21 protein-coding genes are annotated in these 24,294 nt (G+C 64.9%); 11 read left to right on the top strand and 10 right to left on the bottom strand.

The window, feature by feature from the left end; translation table 11 throughout:
• Positions 1-325 precede the first annotated feature (325 nt).
• Together QNA11_RS13475 and greA are read left to right on the top strand one after the other, a co-directional pair.
• Positions 326-1,312: an MDR family oxidoreductase gene (locus tag QNA11_RS13475; protein WP_283483423.1), complete on the top strand. Its 987-nt coding sequence runs from the start codon at positions 326-328 to the stop codon at positions 1,310-1,312.
• Between the two features lie 159 nt (positions 1,313-1,471).
• The gene (greA, locus tag QNA11_RS13470) at positions 1,472-1,939 is read left to right on the top strand and encodes a transcription elongation factor GreA (RefSeq protein WP_283483422.1); all 468 of its coding nucleotides are present in this window, start codon (positions 1,472-1,474) and stop codon (positions 1,937-1,939) included.
• Between the two features lie 246 nt (positions 1,940-2,185).
• On the opposite strand, the gene QNA11_RS13465 is transcribed toward greA, so the two are convergent.
• Positions 2,186-2,992: a division plane positioning ATPase MipZ gene (locus tag QNA11_RS13465; protein WP_283483421.1), complete on the bottom strand. Its 807-nt coding sequence runs from the start codon at positions 2,990-2,992 to the stop codon at positions 2,186-2,188.
• Positions 2,993-3,184: 192 nt separating this feature from the next.
• On the opposite strand from QNA11_RS13465, the gene QNA11_RS13460 reads away from it, so the two are divergent.
• The 6 genes from QNA11_RS13460 (at position 3,185) to QNA11_RS13435 (ending at position 12,482) form a co-directional block, all read left to right on the top strand.
• The gene (locus tag QNA11_RS13460) at positions 3,185-4,495 is read left to right on the top strand and encodes a replication-associated recombination protein A (RefSeq protein WP_283483420.1); all 1,311 of its coding nucleotides are present in this window, start codon (positions 3,185-3,187) and stop codon (positions 4,493-4,495) included.
• Between the two features lie 200 nt (positions 4,496-4,695).
• Positions 4,696-5,604 (top strand): outer membrane protein, encoded by a 909-nt coding sequence (locus tag QNA11_RS13455; RefSeq protein WP_281930033.1) that lies wholly within the window; start codon positions 4,696-4,698, stop codon positions 5,602-5,604.
• A 244-nt stretch (positions 5,605-5,848) separates the two neighbouring features.
• The gene (locus QNA11_RS13450; RefSeq protein ID WP_283483419.1) at positions 5,849-7,048 is read left to right on the top strand and encodes an efflux RND transporter periplasmic adaptor subunit; all 1,200 of its coding nucleotides are present in this window, start codon (positions 5,849-5,851) and stop codon (positions 7,046-7,048) included.
• A gap of 13 nt (positions 7,049-7,061) precedes the next feature.
• Positions 7,062-10,280, top strand: coding sequence for an efflux RND transporter permease subunit (locus QNA11_RS13445; protein WP_283483418.1), 3,219 nt, complete (start codon positions 7,062-7,064; stop codon positions 10,278-10,280).
• A 227-nt stretch (positions 10,281-10,507) separates the two neighbouring features.
• The gene (locus QNA11_RS13440) at positions 10,508-11,908 is read left to right on the top strand and encodes a TolC family outer membrane protein (protein ID WP_283483417.1); all 1,401 of its coding nucleotides are present in this window, start codon (positions 10,508-10,510) and stop codon (positions 11,906-11,908) included.
• A gap of 79 nt (positions 11,909-11,987) precedes the next feature.
• Positions 11,988-12,482: a hypothetical protein gene (locus QNA11_RS13435; protein WP_283483416.1), complete on the top strand. Its 495-nt coding sequence runs from the start codon at positions 11,988-11,990 to the stop codon at positions 12,480-12,482.
• Between the two features lie 75 nt (positions 12,483-12,557).
• Here QNA11_RS13435 and QNA11_RS13430 read toward each other — a convergent pair whose 3' ends face one another.
• From QNA11_RS13430 to QNA11_RS13405, 6 genes are all read right to left on the bottom strand, one after another.
• Entirely contained in the window at positions 12,558-12,797 is a 240-nt protein-coding gene (locus tag QNA11_RS13430) for a hypothetical protein (protein ID WP_202070781.1), read from the bottom strand.
• A gap of 343 nt (positions 12,798-13,140) precedes the next feature.
• A complete protein-coding gene (locus tag QNA11_RS13425) occupies positions 13,141-13,374 on the bottom strand; it encodes a hypothetical protein (protein ID WP_281930040.1) in 234 nt (77 codons plus the stop codon).
• A 167-nt stretch (positions 13,375-13,541) separates the two neighbouring features.
• A complete protein-coding gene (gene acnA, locus QNA11_RS13420) occupies positions 13,542-16,253 on the bottom strand; it encodes an aconitate hydratase AcnA (protein ID WP_283483415.1) in 2,712 nt (903 codons plus the stop codon).
• Positions 16,254-16,343: 90 nt separating this feature from the next.
• Positions 16,344-17,789, bottom strand: coding sequence for an MDR family MFS transporter (locus QNA11_RS13415; RefSeq protein ID WP_283483414.1), 1,446 nt, complete (start codon positions 17,787-17,789; stop codon positions 16,344-16,346).
• Between the two features lie 182 nt (positions 17,790-17,971).
• The gene (locus QNA11_RS13410) at positions 17,972-19,540 is read right to left on the bottom strand and encodes a RecQ family ATP-dependent DNA helicase (protein ID WP_283483413.1); all 1,569 of its coding nucleotides are present in this window, start codon (positions 19,538-19,540) and stop codon (positions 17,972-17,974) included.
• A 3-nt stretch (positions 19,541-19,543) separates the two neighbouring features.
• Entirely contained in the window at positions 19,544-19,840 is a 297-nt protein-coding gene (locus QNA11_RS13405) for a hypothetical protein (protein ID WP_283483412.1), read from the bottom strand.
• Positions 19,841-20,041: 201 nt separating this feature from the next.
• On the opposite strand from QNA11_RS13405, the gene QNA11_RS13400 reads away from it, so the two are divergent.
• Positions 20,042-20,236, top strand: a complete 195-nt coding sequence (locus QNA11_RS13400; RefSeq protein ID WP_283483411.1) for a DUF1289 domain-containing protein — start codon at positions 20,042-20,044, stop codon at positions 20,234-20,236.
• Positions 20,237-20,467: 231 nt separating this feature from the next.
• Here the strand turns inward: QNA11_RS13400 and QNA11_RS13395 are convergent, their stop codons facing one another.
• Positions 20,468-20,953 carry a peroxiredoxin gene (locus QNA11_RS13395; RefSeq protein ID WP_283483410.1) on the bottom strand — a complete coding sequence of 162 codons (486 nt, stop codon included), beginning with the start codon at positions 20,951-20,953 and terminating at the stop codon, positions 20,468-20,470.
• A gap of 209 nt (positions 20,954-21,162) precedes the next feature.
• Between QNA11_RS13395 and QNA11_RS13390 the strand changes: the two genes are divergently transcribed.
• Positions 21,163-21,651 carry a hypothetical protein gene (locus QNA11_RS13390; RefSeq protein WP_283483409.1) on the top strand — a complete coding sequence of 163 codons (489 nt, stop codon included), beginning with the start codon at positions 21,163-21,165 and terminating at the stop codon, positions 21,649-21,651.
• A 78-nt stretch (positions 21,652-21,729) separates the two neighbouring features.
• Here QNA11_RS13390 and QNA11_RS13385 read toward each other — a convergent pair whose 3' ends face one another.
• On the bottom strand, positions 21,730-22,164 hold the full coding sequence (locus QNA11_RS13385) for a GlcG/HbpS family heme-binding protein (protein ID WP_281930054.1): 435 nt from the start codon (positions 22,162-22,164) through the stop codon (positions 21,730-21,732).
• Positions 22,165-22,228: 64 nt separating this feature from the next.
• Positions 22,229-22,885: a thiol:disulfide interchange protein TlpA gene (gene tlpA / locus QNA11_RS13380; RefSeq protein ID WP_281930055.1), complete on the bottom strand. Its 657-nt coding sequence runs from the start codon at positions 22,883-22,885 to the stop codon at positions 22,229-22,231.
• A gap of 23 nt (positions 22,886-22,908) precedes the next feature.
• Here tlpA and argH point away from each other — a divergent pair, with 23 nt between their 5' ends.
• A complete protein-coding gene (gene argH / locus QNA11_RS13375) occupies positions 22,909-24,291 on the top strand; it encodes an argininosuccinate lyase (protein ID WP_283483408.1) in 1,383 nt (460 codons plus the stop codon).
• Positions 24,292-24,294: the final 3 nt, after the last annotated feature.

Genomic DNA, 24,294 nt, shown 5'->3' with positions numbered 1-24,294 from the left:
TCTCTCGGGAAGCGTCGCCGCTTCAAATAGCTCGGACAAAACCTTTTACGCGACGGGCTTTATCGAACAGGCGAAGACTAAACGTCAATTTATGCCATTTATCCCCGTGCATCAAGAATTATGCTCCATTAAATTTAGGTCATCTCATTTACGCCATATGTTTCTCTTTCGAGCGCGCCGCAGCAGCGTAGAGCCGCCCAGAATCGCAAAGTCTTGAGCCCGTCCATGGGACGAACAGGCGAAGATCGGCCTAGATGAGGTTATGGAGGATGGTTATTGAGCAGTAACACAATGCCTTGCCTGTTCGACTCGACTTGGAGCCGCAATGTCCACTTTCAGGGCCGTACGAATTGATGTCCAGTCGGGCGCCCAGAGCGCCGATTATGTGGAGATGACAGAGGACGAGCTGATGCCCGGCGACGTCGATCTCGCGGTGCTCTACTCGGCCATCAATTACAAGGACGGTCTGGCGGTGACCGGAAAAGCCCCGGTGGTGCGCCGCTTTCCGATGATTCCGGGCGTCGATCTCGCCGGACGGGTCACCCGATCGGCGCATGCGGGTTTTGCGCCGGGGGACCTCGTCGTCGCCACGGGCTGCGGCCTGGGTGAGGCGCATTTTGGCGGCTTCGCGCAGAAGGCCCGGCTCCCCGGCGAATGGCTGGTCAAGCTCCCCGGCGCGTTGACGCCCGCGCGCGCGATGACGATCGGCACGGCGGGGCTCACCGCCATGTTCTGTCTTTTCGCGCTCGAGCGGCATGGCCTCTCGCCCGCTGACGGAACGGCCGTGGTCTCCGGCGCCTCGGGCGGCGTCGGCTCCTTCGCCGTCGCCCTCCTGGCGCAGGCCGGCTGGCGCGTCGCCGCCATCACCGGGCGCCCCGCCGAGGCTGATTATCTGAGATCCATCGGCGCGGCCGAAATATTGGCGCGGGAGGATTTTTCGTCCCCCGGCAAAGCGCTGCAAACCCAACGCTTCGCCGCCGGCGTCGATACGGTCGGCGGCGCCACGCTGGCGAATATGCTTGCGCAGACCCGGTTCGACGGCGCGATCGCCGCCTGCGGCAATGTCGGCGGCATGGATCTGCCCGCGAGCGTCGCGCCTTTCATCCTGCGCGGCGTGTCGCTGCTCGGCGTCGAAAGCGTTCGGCCAAGAATAAATTTGCGCCGCGAAGCCTGGGCGCGGCTCGCGACAGACCTGGACGTCGCGATGATCGACGCCATGTGTGAGATAATCCCCTTCGATCAGGCGCTGGAGAGGGCGCGCTCGATCGTGGGCGGGAAGATACGCGGGCGGGTCGTCATCGAGATGCGCTGAGCGTCGCTTCGACCAATTGTCGCAGCGCCGCCGGACGCCTCGACGAACGCATTCGCTTCGGTTGTAATCGGCTTTCGGCCGCCGAGCGGATCGCGCTCCCGGACCGCGCTCTTGGACCGTTTAGCTTTTCATGCCCTCGGGGCGCCAAAGGTAGGACGCATGAGTTCGGCATTCACCAAAGAACAGGACGACGACAATCCGCGCGAGGATTTGCCCGATCGTCCGATCAGCCCGCATCGCAATCTGGTGACGCAAGAAGGCTTGCAGCAGATCGACGACGCTATGACGCGCCTGCTGGCCGATCTGGAAATGGCGAACGCCGCTGGCGACAATCATGCGATCGCGCTCGCCCAGCGCGATTTGCGCTACTGGCGGGCGCGCCGCGCCAGCGCTGAGATCGTGCCGCGCATCGCCGACCATTCGCATGTGCGCTTCGGCCACCGTGTCGTGGTGGAGCTGGAGGGCGGGGAGCGCCGGGCGTTCCGCCTTGTGGGCGAAGACGAGGCCGATCCGGCGAAGGGGCTGCTTCCCTATGTCGCCCCGCTTGCGCAGGCCCTGATGGGCAAGGCTGTCGACGACGAGGTCGAGGTCGGCCATCACCGCGCGCAGATCGTCGAGATCGCGTAACAAAAAGCCGCGCGTTTTCCGCGCGGCTAATTTGTCGCCAAACCTCCGAGGCGGCCTCGTCCTTCGAGACGCGAGCTTCGCTCGCTCCTCAGGATGTGGCCTGAGTGTTTTTGCAGAAGCTCCTCATGCTGAGGAGCCTGCGCAGCAGGCGTCTCGAAGCACGAGGGGCGTCACCGCCATTTCTTCGGCAGTCTGACCGCACGTTTCCGCGCCGCTCGACTTCGTTCTCTATCCTTCGCGCCGGCGCTATGCCGCTTTGCGCGCGACCTTCTTGGCGGGGCTCTTGGTTTCCTGCGTTTCGGCCTTCTGCGCAACCGCGGCCGCCTTCTGAGGCGCTTCCGGCTTGGCGACGGCGGCCTTCGGCGCAGAGGCTTTTTGAGCCGGAGCGGGTTTTTCCGCCGCAGCCTTTTCAGCCGCCGGCTTCGCCGAGGCGCGTTTCAGGCGGCGCTTGATCGAGCTCCACAGCTCTTTCATTTCCTGAGCGGCCACGCCCTCGGGGTTATATTCCGCGACGCCGAGGCCGAGACGCGCGGCTTCCTGGTAGTCGACGCGCGAGGACACCAGCGGCGCAAGCAGACCGCCCATCGCCTGCAGCGCCTTGGCGCCGAGATCGACGCGCGCGCTCTGTTGCGACGGCGGGCATTGGTTGAGCAGGAAGGCGTAGTCGCAACCTTCCTCCTTCACTTGCGCGCGGGTTTTTTCGCTGGCCCAAAGATCGAAAGCGTTCGGACGCGCGGGAATGATGCAGAGGTCCGCCGCGCGCACGGCCGCAAGCAATTGTTCGCCGTCATGGCCCGGCGCGTCGAGGATGACCAAAGTGATCCCTTTTTTTTCCAACGCCGAGATTGCCTTGGCGAGCTTTCCCGCCGGCGCGTGCTCGACGCCGATGTCGGACGCCTCGCGCGAACTCGCCCATTTGACGAGGGTTTGGAGCGGGTCCAGATCGAAGATGAAAACGCGCTCGCCGGCCGCGCGCGCGGCGACGGCGACGCTGCTCGCGAGGGTGCTCTTGCCCGCGCCGCCCTTTTGCGTAACGAAAGCTATTGTTCGCATTCTTTTGGTTCCGTTTTGGCGTTTGCTCGGTTCGGCAAGGCTTTACGCGAAACGCGGCAATTGTCGGCAGCACCCAAGCTTATGCGGCCGAATCATTTACTTGCGTGCAGGGTAAGCTTTGGCTAACGCGCCGTCGAGGCGTCAATTGATCGGCGCCGACACAAGTAAGGACTCCGACCATCCGAGACTCCAATGCCCGACCTCTTCGAAAACGCGAAACTCGACGAAAGCGCGCCCCGCCCCTTGGCGGACCGTCTGCGCCCGACTCGCCTCGAAGAGGTGGTTGGACAAGATCACTTGCTCGGAGCTGACGGCGCGCTCACGCGGCTCGTTCGCGGCGGCTCGCTCGGCTCGCTTATTCTTTGGGGGCCGCCCGGCTCCGGCAAGACAACGGTGGCGCGCCTGCTCGCGCATGAAACGAAACTCGCTTTCGTGCAGATTTCGGCGATCTTCTCGGGCGTCGCCGATCTCAAGAAGACATTCGAGGCCGCGCGTGCGCGCCGCGCGACGGGCCAGGGCACGCTGCTCTTCGTCGATGAGATCCATCGTTTCAACCGCGCCCAGCAGGATAGTTTCCTGCCTGTGATGGAAGACGGCACGATCACACTGATCGGCGCCACGACGGAGAATCCGTCCTTCGAGCTCAACGCCGCTCTGCTGTCGCGCGCGCGCGTGATGACCTTCAAATCGCTCGACGCGGCGGCGATCAAAAAATTGTTGGCGCGCGCCGAAGAAACCGAAGGCAAGAAGCTGCCGCTCGACGCCGACGCCCGCGAGGCGTTGGTCGCCATGGCCGATGGCGACGGCCGCGCCGCGCTCACTTTGTCGGAGGAAATCTGGCGCGCGGCGCGTGCTGGCGAAATCTTCGACCGCGCCGCGCTCGCGGACGTCGTTCAGCGGCGCGCGCCCATCTACGACAAGGCGCAGGAGGGCCATTACAATCTCATCAGCGCGCTGCACAAATGCGTGCGCGGCTCGGACCCCGACGCGGCGCTCTATTACTTCGCGCGCATGCTGGACGCGGGCGAAGACCCGCTCTTTCTCGCCCGGCGCATCGTGCGCATGGCGGTCGAGGACATCGGCCTCGCCGATCCGCAGGCGCTCGTGATCGCCAACGCCGCAAAGGACGCTTACGACTTTCTAGGGTCTCCGGAAGGCGAGCTCGCTCTGGCGCAGGCGGTGATCTATGTGGCGACCGCCCCCAAATCCAACGCCGGCTATGTCGCCTATAAGAAGGCGCGCCGCCTCGCGCAGGAGAAGGGCTCGCTCATGCCGCCCAAGGTCATCCTCAACGCGCCGACCAAGATGATGCGCGAGGAAGGCTATGGCGAGGGCTATGAATACGATCATGATTCGCCCGACGCCTTCTCCGGGCAGAACTACTGGCCCGACGCGCTCGGGCGCCAGAATCTCTACAAGCCGGTCGAGCGCGGCTTCGAGCGGGAGCTCGCCAAGCGCCTCGATTATTGGGAGCGGTTGCGGCGCGAACGCAACCCCAAATGACCGGCCAAATGACCGGGGAACTGCACGATTATGTTGCGCAATTGTCACGCAGGCTGGCAAACGTGATGCACAAGGCTTGTTCAGGTCGCCTTTCGATTGACCGTCCGCGAGGTCAGCCGTAAGTCTAGCCGTGACGGCGCGGAGGTCGCATTCAAGCGGCAGAAGCCCAAGAATTCGAAATATCTACGAAGGGGTCGATTATGGCCAAGTTTCCTGTCGCCGCCGGCGTTGTGCTGGCTCTTGTTGCGGGTTCCGCTTTTGCCGCCGATCTCCCGTCGCGCAAGGGACCGCCGCCGGTCTTTGTTCCCCCGGCGCCGAGCTTCACCTGGAACGGCCTCTATGGCGGTATCAACATCGGCTATGGTTTTGGCGCCGGCTCCAATGAGACGGGCGGCTTCATCTATCCGTCGCCGTCGGCTGCTCCGGGCTTCTCCGCCGCGTGGAACGCTCCGCAGAATCTGAACGGCGTCACGGGCGGCGGTCAGATCGGCTACAACTTCCAGTTCTCGCCGTGGCTCGTTGTCGGCGCCGAAGCTGACATTCAGGCGGCCGACATCAACAGCCAGTCGAATGTCGTCGGCGCGACGACCAGCCCGTCGACGGCTTTCGCCGCCACTGCGGCGCGCGGCCCCATTCTGCATAGCGCCTTCGTGAACTCCGCGAAGAGCGTCGATTGGTGGGGCACGGTTCGTGGCCGCATCGGCGTGACGCTTCCGTCCTGGCCGAATCTGCTGGTCTACGGCACGGGCGGCTTCGCCTATGGCCAGGTGGATCAGACCGTCTCGGTCGCCGACATCTTCCTGACCGGCCCCGTCGGCGGCGCCGTGATCGGCCGCGCCAAGTCGTTCGGCACCAAGACGGGCTGGACCGCCGGTGGCGGCGTCGAGTGGTCGCCGCTCGCTTTCCCGGCCTGGTCGCTGAAGGTGGAATATCTCTACACCGATCTCGGCTCGACCAATGTGGTCATCCCGGGCGTGCTCACGACCTTCGTCGTTCCCGGCTGGGCTGGTTCGCACAGCTCGCCGACCCAGTTCCACACGGTTCGCGCCGGCCTGAACTGGCACTTCAACCCGTTCGCCGCTCCGGCGCCGGTTCTGGCGAAATACTGAGCCTTTCGGCAGCTTAGACGATTGCGAAGCCCGGCCCTTGTGGCCGGGCTTTTTCATTTGATTACAAATGCGTCATGTTGCGGGAGCGGCATGGACGCGCGTTGCAGCGCGGCCTATAGCAGGGGCGTCGGAGCATATTGGGGCAAGTCTCGCTCGAGCCTGTCGCGCTTGGCGTCGGGCGCGTGCGGGTGCTAACCCTGTTCACTGGACCTTCGCCGACGCGCCTCGGAGCCCCACAGCTTAAATGCCCCGCAAAGCGCCCCTTCTTCTCGCAATCATTGTGAGCCTCGCCATCGGCGCGGCTCTGCCGGGCCTTTTCGCGAAGATGCGCGGGGCTGCGCCCGCGAACTCCGGCGCCGGCGCGCCGCAGACGGCAAGTCCGGACGCCGCCCCCGAAGGGCTGATCAAGCTGTCGCCCGAGCAGATCGAGGCCGCCAAGATCGGCGTCGGCAAGGCGGGCCCCGGCGTGCTCAAGCGCCAGATCACCGTGCCAGCGACGGTGAAGCCCGATCCCGACCATCTCGCCCGCGTCGCCGCCAAGGTCTCCGGCGTCGTCGCCGAAATGCGCAAGAAACTCGGCGACGAGGTGGCGAAGGGCGAGACGATCGCCGTCATCGATTCGCGCGAGGTCGCCGACGCCAAGAGCGAATATCTCGCCGCGCTCGCCAATTACGAGCTGCAATCCCAGCTCTTCCAGCGCGAGAAGGGCCTCTTCGAAAAGAAGATCACCGCCGAGCAACTGTTCCTGAAAGCCAAGGCGTCTTTCACGGAAGCGAAGCTCCGCCTCGATCTCTCGCGCGGCAAGCTCGCCGCCCTCGATCTCTCCGAAAGCGAGATGACGGCGCTCGCCAATCAGCCCATCGCCCGCTTGCGCGAGAAGGAGATTCGCGCGCCGATCAAGGGCCGCGTCATCGAGCGCCTGACCAATCTCGGCCAGCCGGTGACGCCGGAAAGCCAGATTTACGTTCTGGCCGATCTTTCCGAGGTGGAAGCCGAGCTCGCGGTTCCCGTCGCCAATCTCGCCAGCGTGCGCGTGGGACAGCCGGTGGTCGTCAAGGGGGCGGATGGGCGCGCTTTCGAGGGCGTCGTGCGCGTGGTCAACGCCATCATCACCCCCGAGACGCGCACCGGCCATGTCGTCGCCGCCTTCAAAAATCCCGATTACGCCATTCATCCTGGCGTTTTGCTCAACGCCGAGATCGCACTTGAACAGAGCCCCGCGAAAGTCGTCGCGCCGCGCGCCGCGGTGCAGCTCATCCACAATGAGCCGACGGTCTTCGTGCGCGTGAAGAATGGCTTTGAAAAGCGCGTCGTCGAACTGGGCGACGGCGACGAAGGTTCTGTGGAGATCGTGAAAGGCCTCTCGCCCGGAGAGACGATCGCGGTGGATAACAGCTTCGTGCTGAAGGCCGAAGCCGGCAAGAGCGAAATTCCCGAGGAGTGACGGCTCTAAGACCATGATGCAGCGGATCATCGCCTTTTCGGTCCATAGCCGCTGGCTGGTCGTCCTCCTGGTCGCGCTGGTCGGCGCCTTCGGCGCTTTCGCGCTCGTGCATCTGCCGATCGACGCCGTTCCCGACATCACCAATAATCAGGTGCAGATCAACGCCCGCGCGCCGGCCCTCTCCGCCTTCGAGATGGAGAAGCAGGTCACTTATCCGATCGAGAACGCGCTCGCGGGCATTCCGGGTCTCGACTATACCCGCTCGCTCTCGCGCAACGGCTTTGCGCAGGTGACAGCGGTCTTTTCCGATGGCGTCGATATTTTTTTCGCGCGTCAGCAGGTGAATGAGCGCGTTGCCCAGGCGCGCGAGGATTTCCCGCCGCAGATCGAGCTGCGCATGGGCCCGATCGCGACGGGCCTTTCCGAAATCTACATGTGGACCGTGCGCTACGCGGAGCCGCATAAGCTCGCCGATGCGGGCGAGCCCGGCTGGCAGCGCGACGGCGCCTATCTGACGCCGGAAGGCGCGATGCTGCGCACCGCCGTCGCGCAGGAATCCTATCTGCGCACCGTGCAGGACTGGATCATCCGCCCGCAATTGCGCACGGTGCCGGGCGTCGCCGGCGTCGATTCGCTCGGCGGTTTCATGCGGCAATATCATGTGCAGCCCGACCCCGCGAAGCTGACGTCGCTCGGCCTGTCCTTCGGCGATCTTGCGGCGACGATCCAGAAGAACAACGTCAGCCGCGGCGCCGGCTATGTCGAGCGCAATGGCGAGGGCCTCGTCGTGCGCAGCGGCGGCCGGCTGGAGACTGTCGAAGATATCGCCAATGTCGTGGCGACGACGCGAAATGGCGTGCCCGTGCGCGTGGGCGAGATCGCCAATGTCGCCATCGGCAAGGAGCTGCGCACGGGCTCAGCCAGCATGAATGGCGAGGAAGTGGTTATCGGCACGGCGCTGATGCTGATCGGCGCCAATAGCCGCACCGTCTCGGCGGCGGTGGACGCCAAGGTGAAGACCGTCACGAAGTCCCTGCCGCCGGGGATCGAAGTCAAGACGATCCTCAACCGCACGCTCCTGGTCGACGCGACTATCAAGACCGTCGCCAAGAATCTCCTGGAAGGCGCGGGGCTCGTCATCCTCGTGCTCTTCGTGATGCTGGGCAATTTCCGCGCGGCGGTGGTGACGGCGACGGTCATTCCGGTGACCATGCTGCTGCTCGCCATCGGCATGTATATCGGCAAGATCAGCGCCAATCTGATGAGCCTCGGCGCGCTCGATTTCGGCCTCATCGCCGACGGCGCCATCATCGTGGCGGAGAACAGCCTGCGCCGCCTCTCCGAACGCCAGCATATGGCGGGGCGCCCGCTGACCACCGAGGAACGTCTCGAGACGGTCATCGATTCGGCCGTCGAGATGCGGCGGCCAACGGTCTACGGTCAGTCGATCATCATCCTCGTCTATCTGCCGATCCTGAGCTTCTCGGGCGTCGAAGGAAAGATGTTCCATCCGATGGCGATGACCGTGATCATCGCGCTTCTGTCGGAGTTCCTTCTCTCCCTCACCTTTTTCCCCGCGATGATCGCGCTTTTCGTCTCGGGCGCCAGCGAAGAGCACGACAATGCGATCGTGGGCTCGCTCAAGCGCATGTATGAGCCGGCCTTGCGTTGGGCGATGGAGGCGCCGGTGAAGGTGATGGCGATCGGCGTCGCCTCCTTCCTCTTCGCCGTGCTTCTCTATTTGAACCTCGGCCAGGAGTTCATTCCGAAGCTCGACGAGAAAAATCTCGCGATGCAGGCCAATCGCATTCCGAGCACGTCGCTGACGCAATCGCAGGCGATGCAGATCGACGTCGAGAACGCCATTCGCAAGCTGCCGCAGGTCGATTATGTCTTCTCCAAGACCGGCACGGCCGAGGTCGCGACCGACCCCATGCCGCCGAATCTGACCGACACTTTCATCATGCTGAAGCCGGAAGATCAGTGGCCCGATCCGCATCTGCCCAAGGATACGCTGATCGACGATATTTCGGCCGAAATCTCGAAGCTCCCCGGCAACGCCTATGAGTTTTCGCAGCCCATTCAGTTGCGCTTCAACGAGCTTCTCGCCGGCGTGCGCGGCGACATCGCCGTCAAGGTCTTTGGCGAAGAGTTCGACGCCATGCTGAAGACCGCCAATCATATCGCGGCCATTCTGCGCGCCACGCCGGGCGCGACCGACGTCAAGGTCGAGCAGGTGACGGGCCTGCCGGTGCTCGACATCAAGGTCGATAAGAGCGCCATTGCGCGCTACGGCCTGTCGCTCGGCGCCGTGCAGGACACGATCGGCGCGGCGATCGGCGGCGAGCAGGCCGGCATGATCTTCGAGGGCGACCGCCGATTCCCGATTTTCGTGCGCTTGCGCGACAATCTGCGCGAGGACGCCAGCGCTTTGGAGACGATTCCCGTCTCCTTGCCACCCGACGCGCAGGGCCGCATCTCGACCATTCAGCTCAAGCAGGTCGCGAGCTTCTCCACCGTCGACGGACAGAACCAGATCTCGCGCGAGAACGGCAAGCGGCGCGTGGTCGTCAGCGCCAATGTGCGCGGACGCGACATCGCCTCGGTCGTCAACGAAGCGCGCGCCAAGGTCGACGCCAAGGTGCAAATCCCCGCCGGTTATTGGATCGAATGGGGCGGGCAGTTCGAAAATCTCGCGGCGGCGCGGGCGCGGCTCATGATCGTCGTGCCGGTCTGCTTCTTCATGATTTTCCTGCTGCTGTTCTCGGCGCTGGGTTCGGCGCGCGACGCGCTGCTGGTCTTCTCGGCCGTGCCGCTTGCATTGTCCGGCGGCGTGCTGGCTCTGTGGCTGCGCGGCATGCCCATGTCCGTCTCGGCGGCGGTGGGCTTCATCGCGCTTTCTGGCGTCGCCGTGCTCAACGGCCTCGTGATGCGGACCTATATTCACCAGCTCATGGTGAGCGGCATGGATGAGCGCGCGGCGATCTTCAAGGGCGCCATGACGCGTCTGCGTCCCGTGACGATGACGGCGCTTGTCGCCTCTCTCGGTTTCGTGCCCATGGCGCTCGCGACGTCGACGGGCGCTGAAGTGCAGCGGCCGATCGCCACTGTCGTCATCGGCGGTCTCATCAGCGCGACGGTGCTCACGCTGATCGTGCTGCCGGCGCTCTATGCCTTCTTTGGTGAAAACAAAGCCTCGCTCGCCGCCGCGCGTGAAAGGGAGGCGGTGTGAGACAGGCGCGCCGCACAGGACAATCGGCTGAGCGCCAATTTTGCTCGGACGTCGGGCGCCAGATACCTCCCCTTTACGGGGAGGTCGGCGGCCAAAGGCCGGCGGGTGGGGCTCGCGCCGCTACGACAGTTATTGGGGCTTGCCCCACCCGACCCCGCTTGCGCGGGGCCACCCTCCCCGTAAAGGGGAGGGATGAGCTCACGCCCAGCGGTTGCGCGGCCGCTTTCGTGCGGGCCGCCTTTTTTGCTCTGTGTTTCACGTCGTCTGCGGCGTCGGCCGAGACGCTCGATGGCGCCTTGCTGCGCGCTTACAACAATAGTCCGGTGCTGAACTCCGGCCGCGCCGGCGTGCGCGCGCTCGACGAGAAGGTGCCGCAGGCGCGCTCGGGCTTGCGTCCGCGCGCCAATGCAAGTCTCTATCTCGGCAAGCAGGAAAATCGCGCGATCGCGCGGCAAATCGACGAGGAAATTGCCAATCCGGCCTTAACCCGCGTCCAGACCAAAAGCATTCAGACAGGGGGCAGCATGCCCCGCTCGGCGACCCTCACGGTGGAGCAGCCCGTCTTCGACGGCTTCAAAACGCAGAACGCCACCCGCATGGCGGAAACGAATGTCTTCGCCGGGCGCGAGCGGCTGCGTCTTACCGAGCAGCGCGTGCTTTTCAACGCGGCCTCCGCCTATATGAACGTCTTGCGCGACACGGCCGCGCTCAAATTGCAGGAAAACAACGTCGCGGTTCTCGCCGAGCAATTGCGCCAGACGCGGGAGCGCTACAATTACGGCCAGATTACTTTGACCGACATTGCGCAGGCCGAGGCGCGGCTCGCCGCCGGGCAGTCGCTGGTCGGTCAGGCGCGCGCCGCGCTCGAGGCGAGCGTCGGCTTTTATCGGCAGGCGATCGGCGTCGAACCGAAGAAATTATCCCCCGGCACCGCGGTCGATCGTCTGATCCCGAAAACCCGCGAGGAGGTCGAGCGCAACGCCTTGGCCGAGCATCCGGTCATTCTCGCGGCTCTGCACGACGCCGACTCGGCCGACCTCGACATCAAAGTGATCGAAGGGGATTTCATGCCGAAATTCTCGATCGTCGGCAATGTCTTCACCCAGACGGACATCAGCGGCGTCTATAACCGCAATATTGGCGCGTCGATCGGCGGGCGGCTCAATGTGCCGATCTACGAGGGCGGCATAACCTATTCGCAAGTCCGGGAAGCCAAGGAGACGGCGGGGCAGCGGCGTCTCGACGTCGATGTCGCGCGCGCCGACGTCATCGCGCTGGTGCGCGCCAATTGGGGCGCCCTGCAGGCGGCGAAAACCCAAATCGCCGCCGCGCAGGCGCAGATCGCGGCGGCCGAGCGCGCGCTCTATGGCGTGCGGGAGGAGGCCAAGGCCGGTCTGCGCACGACGCTCGACATTCTCAACGCGCAGCAGGAATTGCTGAACGCCCGCATCAGTCTCGTCTTCGCCCAGCGTGAGCGCGTGGTCGCCTCTTACGCCGTGCTCGCCGCCATGGGCCGGCTGTCGACGGAAACGCTCAGCCTGGACGCGTGGCAATACGACCCGGCGGTCCATTTCGAGCAGGTGAAAGACTCCTGGGTCGGGACCGCGACGCCCGACGCCGGGCGTTGAAGACATTTCATACAAAGCGTTTTACTCTGCGGCCAATCGCCGCTCGCGTTGCGGCGCAACAAAGAAGAGGAAACGCTATATGCGAGGCGCGTATCTGAAATTCTTCGCCAGAGGTTTTGCGCTGGCGCTGGTCGCGGCGCCCATGGCCGCCGGTCCGGCCGCGGCCATCTGCTGGTTCGGCTGCGGCGATCCGACCGAGGAGCACGCCCGCAAGATTTTCGAAAATCTCCTCCCGCAGCATTTCGACAAGCCCGGCAAGATTCTCGAATTCAAACAGACGATGTCGGAAGCGCTCGAAATGCACGCGACCGGCGAGAAGGGCTTCGAGATCTTCTTCAACGCCAAAGTGCAGTTTCCGGAAGGCGCCAATCTCGACTGCAAACCCGACGACGCTGGCAAGGTCAAGGAAGGTTGCTCGCCCAGTAAGCATTATGTGACGGCGCCGCGTAACTCCGATCCCAAGGGCAAGCAATATGTGGCCCCGGGCGAAACGGTCGTCTTCGATGAGGAATATCGCTTCTACGAAGACTCGAACGGCTGGAAGGGCCCGGACGGCAAAGTCTATCGGCAGTAAGCAAAAAATATGGGCGCGCAATAATTGCGCGCCCCTGAGCGTCGGCCTCTACTCGCTCGAAGAGGCGAAACGATCTTACTTCAGCAGGTCGGAGTTCTGCGGGCAGCCGGCCTTCTCATTGCAGGCCTTGAAGTTGGCGCGCAGCTCGTCGACATTCGCGCCGTAGTTCTGCTTGCGGGCGAGATATTCGTCGTAGCACTTCGACGCGGCCGCAGCCTGCTTGTCATCGTCGGCGTTGCGGGTGTCGCAATCGGCGAAGGCCGGGGTCATCATGCTGGCAAACAGGGCCGCCGCAACAAAGGCGAATTTGTTCATTTTGACGCTTCCTCTTCTCATATTTTCGGCTGTGCTTGCTTGCGCTGGCGTAGAACCCTCCCGCCGACAGTAACGGCCCCTCATAACGCGCAAAGCGGGGCGGACGATGGGGGAAGATTGGCCCAGTGTCAATCACACGTCATTGATATGACAGAGACGAGGGGGCGATCGGCAAGCTGGCGAGCACCCGCTTCCCTATTGCTAAAGATTGAATCCAAAAGATTATTCCCATAAGGGCCCCCCGCTCTCGGGCGCCTCCCCGGGGCTAAAAATTTTGAGATGGCCGGCAAGAAGGGCGCGCTTTTCGCGCGCCCTCGCATTTTTCTCAGCCGCGAGGAAAAGCTCAGAGCCCCTTCGAATTCTGCGGGCAGCCGCACTTCTCGTCGCAGGCCTTCTTGTTGGACTTGACTTTCGACATATCGGCCGTCCAGCCCTGCTGATCCTTCAGATATTGATCCTCGCACTTCGAGGCGCAGACGGCCTGCTCGTCTTCAGCATGGGTGTCGCAGCTCGCGAAGGCCGGAGCGGTCATCGCCGCAAAGATAGCGATGGCCGTGGCAATGGAGAATTTCTTCATCCTGAGCGTTCCTCTATCTTCCCTATTTTATTTTCTTGCTTCTTGCGCCGCATTCGAACCGCGCCGCCATTTGAAACGGCGGCGCGCGAGCTGTCACGCTCGAGCGTCACGAAGATGTCGCAAGAAAAAGGAGCCGTCAATAATAGTGAAGGCTTCCAACAGCTCTTTTACGGGGCGAGTTGTCGCAGCACGTAAGGCAGAATGCCGCCATTTTTGAAGTATTCCAATTCGTCGAACGTATCGATCCGCAAGAGGAGCGGGGCGGAGACAACCTTGCCGCCCGGGAAGGTGATCTCGGCGGCCAGCGTCTGGCGCGGGGCAAGTCCTTTCTCGAGCCCGCGAATAGCCACGGTCTCCTCGCCGGTCAGGCCGAGCGACCCCCAGCTCGTTCCGGGCTCGAAGGTCAGCGGCAGCACGCCCATGCCGACGAGATTGGAGCGGTGAATGCGTTCGAAGCTCTGTGCGATCACGGCGCGCACGCCGAGCAGCGCCGTGCCCTTCGCCGCCCAGTCGCGCGACGAGCCATTGCCATATTCGGCGCCGGCGAAGACGACGAGCGGCGCGCCGTCCTTCTGGTAGCGCATGGCGGCGTCGTAGATCGAAAGCGTCTCGCCGCCGGGGTAGTATTTGGTGAGGCCGCCTTCGGGCACGACGCCATGGGCGTCTTTCATCATATTATTCTTGATGCGGATGTTGGCGAAGGTGCCGCGCATCATGACTTCATGGTTGCCGCGCCGCGTGCCGTATTGGTTGAAGTCCTTCTGCGCGACGCCATTGTCCATCAGCCATTTACCCGCGGGCGAGGCGGCCTTGATGGAGCCGGCCGGGGAAATATGGTCGGTGGTGATCTTGTCGCCAAAGAGCGCGAGGATGCGCGCGCCGACGATATCCGTAACGGGCTTGGGCTCCTTGGCGAGGCCCACGAAATAGGGCGGGTTGCGGACGTAGGTGGAGTTGCCGTCCCAGCCATAGGTTTCGCCGGCCGGAGCCGCCACCGCGCGCCAATGCTCGTCGCCCGCGAACACATTGGCGTAGGTCTCGCGGAAGAGGTCGCGCGTGACATTGTCGCGGATGAAGGAGTCGATCTCGGCGCTCGACGGCCAAATATCGCGCAAATAGACCGGCTGGCCGTCCGAGCCCTGACCCAGCGGCTCTTTCGTCAGATCGGTGGCGACCGTGCCCGCGAGCGCGAAAGCGACGACGAGCGGCGGCGAGGCGAGATAATTCGCCTGCACGTCGGGGTTCACGCGGCCCTCGAAATTGCGGTTGCCGGAGAGCACCGAGGCCGCGACGAGGTCATGGGCGTTGATGGTCTTGGAAACCGGCGCCGGCAGCGGCCCGGAGTTGCCGATGCAGGTCGTGCAGCCAAAGCCCACGAGATTGAAGCCCAATTCATCGAGCGACTTCTGCAGGCCGGAGTTGGCGAGATATTGGCCGACCACCTGGCTTCCGGGCGCGAGCGAGGTCTTCACCCAGGGCTTCACCTTCAGCCCCTTGGCGACGGCGTTGCGCGCCAGCAGCCCCGCGCCGATCAGCACGCTCGGATTGGACGTATTGGTGCAGGAGGTGATGGCGGCGATGACCACGTCGCCATGGCCGAGGTCGTAATTCGTCCCCTCGACCTTGTGGCGCGGCCCGAGCCCGCCGTCCTTCTTATATTCGCCGGCGAGCGCGGTCTCGAAGGCCTTGCCGATGTCCTCCAGCGGCACGCGGCCTTCGGGGCGCTTGGGGCCCGCGAGCGAGGGCGCGACCTCGGCGAGGTCGAGCGCCAGCGTGTCGGTGAATTCGGGGTCGGGCGAGGAGGCGTCGCGCAGCATGCCCTGCGCCAGCGTATAGGCCTCGATCAGCGCGATGCGCTCGGCGGCGCGGCCGGACATATTCAGATAGGCGAGCGTCTCGGCGTCGACGGGGAAGAAGCCGCAGGTCGCGCCATATTCCGGCGCCATATTGGCGATGGTGGCGCGGTCGGCGAGCGAGAGATGGTTGAGGCCCTCGCCATAAAACTCGACGAATTTGCCGACGACGCCCTTTTTGCGCAGCATCTGCGTGACGGTGAGCACCACGTCGGTCGCGGTGACGCCTTCCTTGGGCGCGCCGGTCAGCTTGAAGCCGATGACTTCGGGCGCGAGCATGGAGAGCGGCTGGCCGAGCATGGCGGCCTCGGCCTCGATGCCGCCGACGCCCCAGCCGAGCACCGCAAGGCCGTTGACCATGGTCGTATGCGAGTCGGTGCCGACGAGCGTATCGGGATAGGCGACCTCGACCGCCGCGCCATCGGCTTTCTCCGTGCGCGTCCAGACCGTCTGCGCGAGATATTCGAGATTGACCTGATGGCAGATGCCGGTGCCCGGCGGCACGACGCGGAAATTGTCGAAAGCCGACTGGCCCCATTTCAGGAAGCGGTAACGCTCGCCGTTGCGCTCATATTCGAGCTCGACATTCTGCTCGAAAGCCTTGGGCGTCCCGAATTCGTCGACGATGACCGAATGGTCGATCACGAGATCGACCGGCACGAGCGGATTGATCTTCTGCGGGTCGCCGCCGAGAGCCACAAAAGCGTCGCGCATCGCCGCGAGATCGACCACAGCGGGAACGCCCGTGAAATCCTGCATCAGCACGCGGGCCGGCGAAAAGGCGATCTCGCGCTCGGTCTTGCCCTTCTCGGTCAGCCATTTGGCGAAGGAGTGGATCGTGTCCTTGGTGACCCAGCGTCCGTCCTCGTTACGCAGCAGGTTTTCGAGAACGACCTTGAGCGAATAGGGGAGCTTGGAGACTCCTTCGAGCCCGTTCGCCTCCGCCGCTCTCAGCGAGAAATAATCATAGGTCTTGTCCCCCACGACGAGCTTTTGGCGGGATTTGAAACTGTCGAGCGAAGTCATGGGAGGTCCTTGCAGACGTAAAGGCGAAACGTCGCCTTCATAGGAAATTCCATGCCACCGGCACAAGCGGCCGACGGCAGATTACATAGGTCAGTGTCGCCGCTCGCCACGCAGGGGACGCGCTTCCATCCGCGCCATGAAGGCGAAGGAGAAGCCCATGCAGACGGCGAGCGCGGCGAAGACCAGCTTGAAGCTCGCGGCGAGCCGCGCCGCTTCCTCGGGCGAGAGCCCGGCTTCGGCGATGTAATCGGCCCGCCCGCCGCCCAGAGCCAGCGCGCCGAAAAGCGCGACAATGAGCGCCGCGGCGAGCTGGCGGAAGAACTGCATCGTCGCCGTGGCGGTGCCCAGATCGCGCGCATCGACGGCGTTCTGCACGGAGACCGTCGCGATCGGCAGCATCGTGCCCACGCCCAGGGAGGCGATGGTGAGCAGGCTGTCGAGCACGATGAGCGAAGCGCTCTCGACTTTCCATGCGGCGAGCGCGGCGGCGAGCGCGCCCGCGCCGAGCCCCAGCAAAGGGATGATCTTGTAGTGATCGATGACCGCCATCAGCCGGCCGGAGATCGTCGCGCCGACAACCGTGGCGGCCATCATCGGAATGAGCGCGAGGCCCGAGTCGTGCGCGCTCAGGCCCGCCGCGACCTCGAAGTAGATCGGCATGACGACCGAGAGCCCGATGGAGGCGCCGAGCCCAAAGGAGCTCGAGACAGTGGCGTTGCGCACGATCGAGAGGCTCAAGATCCGCATAGGGATCAAAGGCTCCTGCGCGACGCGCGTGCGCCAGGCGAAAGCCGCCCAAGACAGGGCCGAAAAGGCGAGAAGGCCGAAGATCGGCGCCGAAGCCCAGGGGTAACGCGTTCCGCCCCAGCCGAGGGCCAGAACCATCGAGCCGGACGCCAGCGTCAGGAGAGCGGCGCCGAGATAATCGATACGATGCGGATGGCGTCGCTCGGGCAGGCGCTTTAGCCCGGAATTGACCATCGCGAGCGCGGCGAGGCCGAGCGGCAGATTGATCCAAAAGATCAGCGACCAGTGCAAATATTGCGCAAAATAGCCGCCGAGCGCCGGGCCGGCGATGCTGGCGACGACAAAGACGGCGGCGAGATAGGTCTGGTAACGCCCGCGCTCGTGCGGGGAGACGAGATCGGCGACCACGGTCTGGGCGAGCGCGATCAATCCGCCGCCGCCCAGGCCCTGGACGAGACGCGCCAGCGCGAGCGCCGTCATGCTGGGGGCGAGCGCGCAGGCGACCGAGCCGAGGACAAAGGTCGCAACGCCGGCCAGAAGCATGATCCGTCTGCCATAGACGTCGGCAAATTTGCCATAGAGCGGCGTCACCACGATCGAGGCGACGAGATAGGCCGTGACGATCCAGGGCAGATTTTCGGGTTCGCCGAGGTCGGCGCCGATCGTCGGCATGGCGGTCACGACAATGGTCCCGTCCAGCGCCGAGAGCAGCATGGCGAGGCCGAGCCCGATCATGATCGGCCGCATTTCTGCGGCGGGCGGCGGCAGGGAATCGTCGATTGCGAGCATGAGAGCGTCCTTCGCGGAAGCTTGTCATAGCCCGTTGCGGCGCAGCATGGAACCGGCTGCGTTTCAGGCGCCGTCATCCCGGACGGGCCGGAGGCCGCTCCGGAATCCTGGGGTGGCGCTAAGTCTGGGGTGTCGCTCTGGATTCCCGCTTTCCCGGGGATGACATGGCCGCCGCGCGCGGCTCACCCCTCGGCATTCGCCTTTTCGATGACGCCCAGAAAAGCGCTCGCCTCCTCGACGTCGTGGAAGATCGGGTCGTCGATTCGGCGCGGCCGCGCCGCGGCGAGGGCGGCGAGAGTCGCGTCACTGGCGATGCGCCTGGGGGCCAGGCGGCGCCTTTTGGCGATTTTCCCCCGCTCGGCTTGCAGCGCGCGCAGCAGCCGCGCCTGCGAGACGGTGAGGGCTTTGGCGGGACGCGCCGCTGATTCGAAAAGTGCGTCTTGAGGGGCTGCAGGCGGCGGCGACGGCTCCTCGATCGCTTCGCCTGAGACATGCGCAAGCCGGCTCGCCGCCGCGACGCGAACGCCAAGCGCCAAAGCGCTCGCCCGGCGCGGCCAGGCCAACGGACCGCCCCGGCAATGGTCGCATCGACCGCAAGGCGCGCTGTCCTCGCCGAATTCTGCGAGCAAGGTCTGGAAACGGCAGCGGGGCGTGACGCAGAGCCGCGCCATGGCTTGGCGGCGAGCATAGTCCCCGGCCGCTTCTTCGTTTTCGTGGTCGATCTGCGGCGTCCGCCAGCGCGACGCCAATTCGCGCGGATCGAACAGCGCGAGAGCGCGCGCCGGCGCGCCATCGCGCCCGGCGCGGCCAATCTCCTGATAATAGCCCTCGATCGACGCAGGCAGATCGGCGTGGATCACAAAGCGCACGTCTGGCTTATCGACGCCCATGCCAAAGGCGATGGTCGCGACCATGACGACGCCTCTGCGTGCGAAAAACGCGTCCTGATGCGCGTCGCGCGTATAGGCGTCGAGGCCGGCGTGATAGGGCAAAGCGTCGAGCCCGAGCAAGGCGAGGTCGGCGGCGAGCGCATCCGCTTTGCGGCGCGAATTGCAGTAGACGATGCCGCTTTCCCCGCCCGCGCCGATGAAGCGTAGGATCTGGCGCAGCTCCGCGCGCTTGCGCCGAAAAGAGAGGGCGAGGTTGGGTCGGGCGAAGGAACGAATAAAGACATCTGGCTCCCGCTCAAAAAGAGTGCGCTTGATGTCCGCGCGCGTGCGCGGTCCGGCGGTGGCCGTGACGGCGAGCACCGGCGCGCCGAGCTTCTTGGCAATGTCGCCGAGCCCACGATAATCGGGGCGGAAGTCGTGCCCCCAATGCGAGACGCAATGGGCTTCATCCACCGCGAAAAGCTTGATGCGATTTTTGCGCAGCAAATCCTGCGTCGCTTCCTGAGCCAGCCGCTCCGGCGCGGCGTAGAGGAGTCTCGCCCGCCCCGTCGAGACGGCGTCCAGCGCGGCGATCGCCTCGGCGTCGTCCTGGGCGGAATGGAGCGCGACGGCGGGGATGTCTTTGGCCGCGAGCGCCCGCAATTGGTCGCGCATCAGGGCGATGAGCGGCGAGGCGACGACGACGAGACCCGGCCCCGCCGCCGCGGGCAATTGATACAGCAGGGATTTGCCGGAGCCTGTCGGCATGACCGCGAGCGCGTCGCGCCCGGCGAGAACGGCCTCGATGACTTCCTCTTGGCCCGGAAGAAAATCGGCGAAGCCGAAAACATCACGCAGCAAGCGGCGCGCGGAGTCCGCCATGGCCTATCGCTGCGCGAGGAGGGCCGAGGCAATCGCCCGCCACTCCTCCTCGAGGGGACAATCCTGCGGCGGAACGCCTGCGCGCGCGTACCAGTAGCACGCGTTCGAGAGATCGCCTTCCTTACGGTGGAGATAGGCATGGACCCGCATGCCGTCCGTGTCCTCTGCGTCGGTGACGCATTGATGCGCGCCGTCCCAGTCGCCGCCGGCGTCGAGCCACAAAGCGCGCAAGGGGGCGGGCAGCGCGGGGGGCTCAGCGGCGCCTAAAGAGGCGAGGAAGGATGAGAAGGAAAGGGTCATCGGAGACTCCTTGCCCCCTCCCCGACCCTCCCCCGCTGGCGCGGGAGAGGGAGCAGGCCGCGGCCTTCATCGGGAATGCCGATCGTGAGCGTCCCCTGTCCCGTGAAACGGGGGAGGGACAGGGAGGGGGCCTTCCAGCGCTGAGAAGATTGACACGCCGGCGCCCCCTCGGCCATTTGCGGGAGACACCCGAGAGCCCTGATGATCCCCAGCCCCTGCAATAAAATCTGCACGCTCAACTCCGCCAATGTCTGCATCGGCTGCGGCCGCACGCGCGAGGAAATCGGGAGCTGGTCCCAGCTCGCCGACGCCGAGAAAAGCCGCGTCGCCGAGCGCGCCAAGGCGCGCCTCGACTCAATGGGTGGGCCGCAGGCGCCCGTTAAAACAAAGACCTGAAACAAAGGCCGCCCCTGGGCCGGCCCAGAGTGCTGACAAGTGGCGCCGACGCCCCTCGTGCTTCGAGACGCCTGCTGCGCAGGCTCCTCAGCATGAGGAGCTTTTGCAACTTCGCCAAACACTTAGGCCTCATCCTGAGGAGGGCGCGAAGCGCCCGTCTCGAAGGACGAGGCCGCCTCGCAGGTTTGTCGACGAACTGGGCCGACCCCGCTGGGGCCGGCCTTGCGCGGCTCAGAGCTTTTCCAGCGTCGCTTCGGCGCTAGAGACGGTGGCGAGGCTCGAATTCTCTTCGACGTTGATCCATTCGAGGACCCCGTCCTTGATCACCGCCGAATAGCGCTTGCCGCGCACGCCGAGGCCGAAGTCGGTCAGATCGAGCTCCAGCCCCAGGGCTTTGGCGAAGGCCGCCGAGCCATCGGCGAGGCCGTCAATCTTGCCCTGCGCGCCGCGATCCTTGAGCCAGGCGTCGAGCGTGAAGACGTCATTGACGGCGGTCACCGCCACGGCGTCGACGCCCTTGGCTTTCAGCGCGTCATATTTTTCGACGAAGCCCGGCAAATGCTTGGCGTGACAGGTGGGCGTGAACGCGCCCGGCACCGAAAAGAGCGCGACCTTGCGTCCCTTGAAATAATCCGAGGTCTTGATCGGCTCCGGGCCATTCTTGCCCATGAGGGTGAGGGTGACGTCGGGAATTCTATCGCCGGCTTTGATGGTCATGCGCTACTCGCTTCCGTGAAAGGCGGGGGAGGCTCCCCCTAATTAGCGCCTTTTTCGAGAATGTCTCCCGTAAAGGCGCCGCTTTGCGTGGGCGTCGCCCAAAGCGACTCAATTGCTGCTCGTCAATATGCTTGTGACCAGACGCAATGCGATGCAACATGCCACCGAGCGGCGCAAAATTCGAGCAGCGCATCAGGGGAGGTTTGGAAATGCCGAACACGGAAGGACCAAACGGGCAGCCGCCGGCCGCCTGGGTGTGGAGCCAATACCGCGGCGTGTTGCCGGCCGATGCGCCGATTCGCGAGACGCCCGCCGCGTCGCCGGTCGACCCCGTCGATCCGCCGTCTTCTGTCTATCCCGCCGCCATCGATCCCGTTGCGCCGGCCGCTTCGAGACGCAGCGGATGGATCGGCCTGGGCGTTGCCGGCGCGGTGCTCGTGATCGCCGGCCTCACCTGGCTCTTCACCTCACGGCCGGCGGCCGAATCCCCGGCCCCAGCGCCGACCGAAGCGACCCAGCAGAAGAGCGAGGCGGATCCGCCGCCTGCCGTGGAGCCGGCGGCCGTGATCGCGCCCGCCGCCGTCCCCGCCCCGGCGCCGGCCGTCCAGGAAGCGCCGAAGCCCGCCGAAGCGGCCCCGGCCGCGCCCCCGGCTCCGGCTCATGCGCCCGCGCATGCAAAGAAGAAGCACAAAGGCTGAGGCGCGTCCCATCCGAACGCGCTGTTATTTCCCGTCGGGTCGCGCCCGGCGGGAATTCACGACGGACAAGCCCCGCGGTCAGGTCCGCCAGGGGTGTTCCGGCAGTTCCGCGACGCCGAGCGTCGCGACGCCGGCCGAAGCCACGGCATGGTCGTTCTCGACCGACGAGCCGCTGACGCCGACCGCGCCGATCATCACCCCATCCTTGTCGACGATGGGGAGACCGCCGGGGAAAGTAACGAGCCCGTCGTTCGAATGTTCGATGCCATAGAGCGGGCCGCCCGGCTGCGAGAGCTTGCCGATCTGCCCTGTCGGCATGCCGAAGAAGACGGCGGTTTTTGCCTTTTTGATCGAAATGTCGACGCTGCCCACCCAGGCGTCGTCCATGCGGTGGAAGGCCTTGAGCACGCCGCCCGAGTCGACGACGGCAATGCACATTTGCGTGCCGAGCGCGAGCGCCTTCTGGCGCGCGGCGGCGATGGCCTTTTCGGCTTGTTCGATCGTGACATGCATGGCCCTGCCTCCTTCTCCGCCCGGCGAAGGCCAAGGCGCATGTCAGAGATAGGGCGTGGGCCGGTTATTTTAAGGTCGCCGCCTCGACGGCTTTGCTCACCAGCGCCTTGGCGTCGGCCGAATGCCAATTCGCCGGCCCGTTCATGAGCCCGATCTGGCAGCCTTCTGGATCGACCAGCACGGTCACCGGCAGGCCAAGCGCCTTGCCGGCCTGTTTCATCTCGAAGAAAATATTGGCCTTGGGGTCGGAATAGAGGGTGAGCGCCTTCACGCCCGTCTCCTCGAAGAATTTCTTCGGCCGCTCCAGCCGGGAGGTGTCAATATTCACCGTGACGACCTGGAATTTATCCGAGCCTTCTTCCGACTGCAGCTTGTCGAGCTCCGGCATCTCGCCGCGGCAGGGCACGCACCAGGTCGCCCAGATGTTGAGAAGCAGGGTCTTGCCCTTGAAGGCCGAAAGGGCGACGGGCTTTCCGTCCGGGCCGGTAAAGGCGTAGTCGGGGAGCTTCTCCGGCTTCTTGGAGATGGTCATCGCGGCGACCTCGCCCTTGGCGATGTCCTTGATCGCGTCGGCCGCTTTGGCCGCGCCCGCGCAGTCTTCGGCATGGGCTTGCGACATGGCTTCCTTGCCGCTCGGGCCGCCCGCGTATAGAAACCCGGCGCCAGCCGCTGCGATGACGAACGTCGCGAGGCGACGCGGGAAGGCGGCAAGCTTTTTCATATGGCGCAGGCTCCGGGGTAAAAATGACGAGCAAAATATGGGGCGGGCGCTTTCAGAGCGCAACCGACGCGGTTCTCGAGGCGATCAACGTCTCCATCGATTTCGACAAGCGCCTCGGTCCCCAGGACATCCGCGGCTCGCTCGCCCATGTCGCCATGCTGGCCAAGCAGGGGATCATCTCCGAAGCGGACGCGGCGAAGATCACGGAAGGCCTGACCCAGATCGGCGGCGAGATCGAGCGCGGGGAATTCACATTCTCGCGCGCCCTCGAAGACATCCATATGAACGCCGAGTCGCGGCTCGCCGAGCTGATCGGCCCCGCCGCCGGGCGGCTGCACACGGCGCGGTCGCGCAACGATCAGGTCGCGACGGATTTCCGGCTGTACATCCGCGACGAGATCGACGCGCTCGACGCCCAGCTCGCCGATCTACAGCTCGCGCTGGCGGAGCGCGCTTTGGAAGAAGCCGGCAGCGTCATGCCGGGCTTCACCCATCTGCAAAGCGCCCAGCCGGTCACGCTCGGCCATCATCTCCTCGCCTATGTCGAAATGATTGGCCGTGACCGCGGGCGCCTGCGCGACGCGCGTGCGCGCCTCAATGAATGCCCGCTGGGCGCCGCGGCGCTCGCCGGCACGTCTTTCCCCATCGACCGCCATATGGCGGCGCAGGCGCTGCACTTCGACCGGCCCACCGCCAATTCGCTCGACAGCGTCTCCGACCGCGACTTCGTGCTGGAGACGCTCTCGGCCGCCGCCATTTGCGCCACCCATCTCTCGCGCTTCGCGGAAGAAATCGTGCTGTGGACGACCTCGCAGTTCAGTTTCATTTCGCTGTCGGACAAGTTCACCACCGGCTCCTCGATCATGCCGCAGAAGCGCAACCCGGATGCGGCGGAGCTGGTGCGCGGCAAGTCGGGCCGCATCATCGGCGCGCTGCAGGCGCTCTTGATCGTGATGAAGGGTCTGCCGCTCGCCTATTCCAAGGATATGCAGGAGGATAAGGAAGGCGCCTTCGACTCGCTCGACTCGCTTTCTCTCTGCATCGCCGCCATGTCGGGCATGGTCCGCGACATGAAGGTGAGCCGCGCGCGCATGAAGGCGGCCGCTGGCGCCGGCTTCTCCACAGCGACCGACCTCGCCGACTGGCTGGTGCGCAAGCTGAACCTCCCCTTCCGCGAGGCGCATCACGTCACAGGCCGCGTCGTGGCGCTGGCCGAGGGCAAGGGCGTGGGGCTGGAAGATCTCTCGCTTGCCGATCTCCAGAGCGTAGAGCCGCGTATATCCGAGGATGTGTTCGCGGTGCTGGGCGTCGAGAAATCGGTCGAAAGCCGGGTGAGCTTCGGCGGCACGGCGCCCGAGAATGTGCGCAAACAGGCCCAAGGCTGGCTCGAACGTCTCAAAGGCTAAAAT

Source organism: Methylocystis sp. JR02 (assembly GCF_030063565.1).
GTDB lineage: Bacteria > Pseudomonadota > Alphaproteobacteria > Rhizobiales > Beijerinckiaceae > Methylocystis > Methylocystis iwaonis.
Note: the sequence above shows the minus strand (reverse complement) of the source record. Positions and strands in the feature narration are given on the sequence as shown.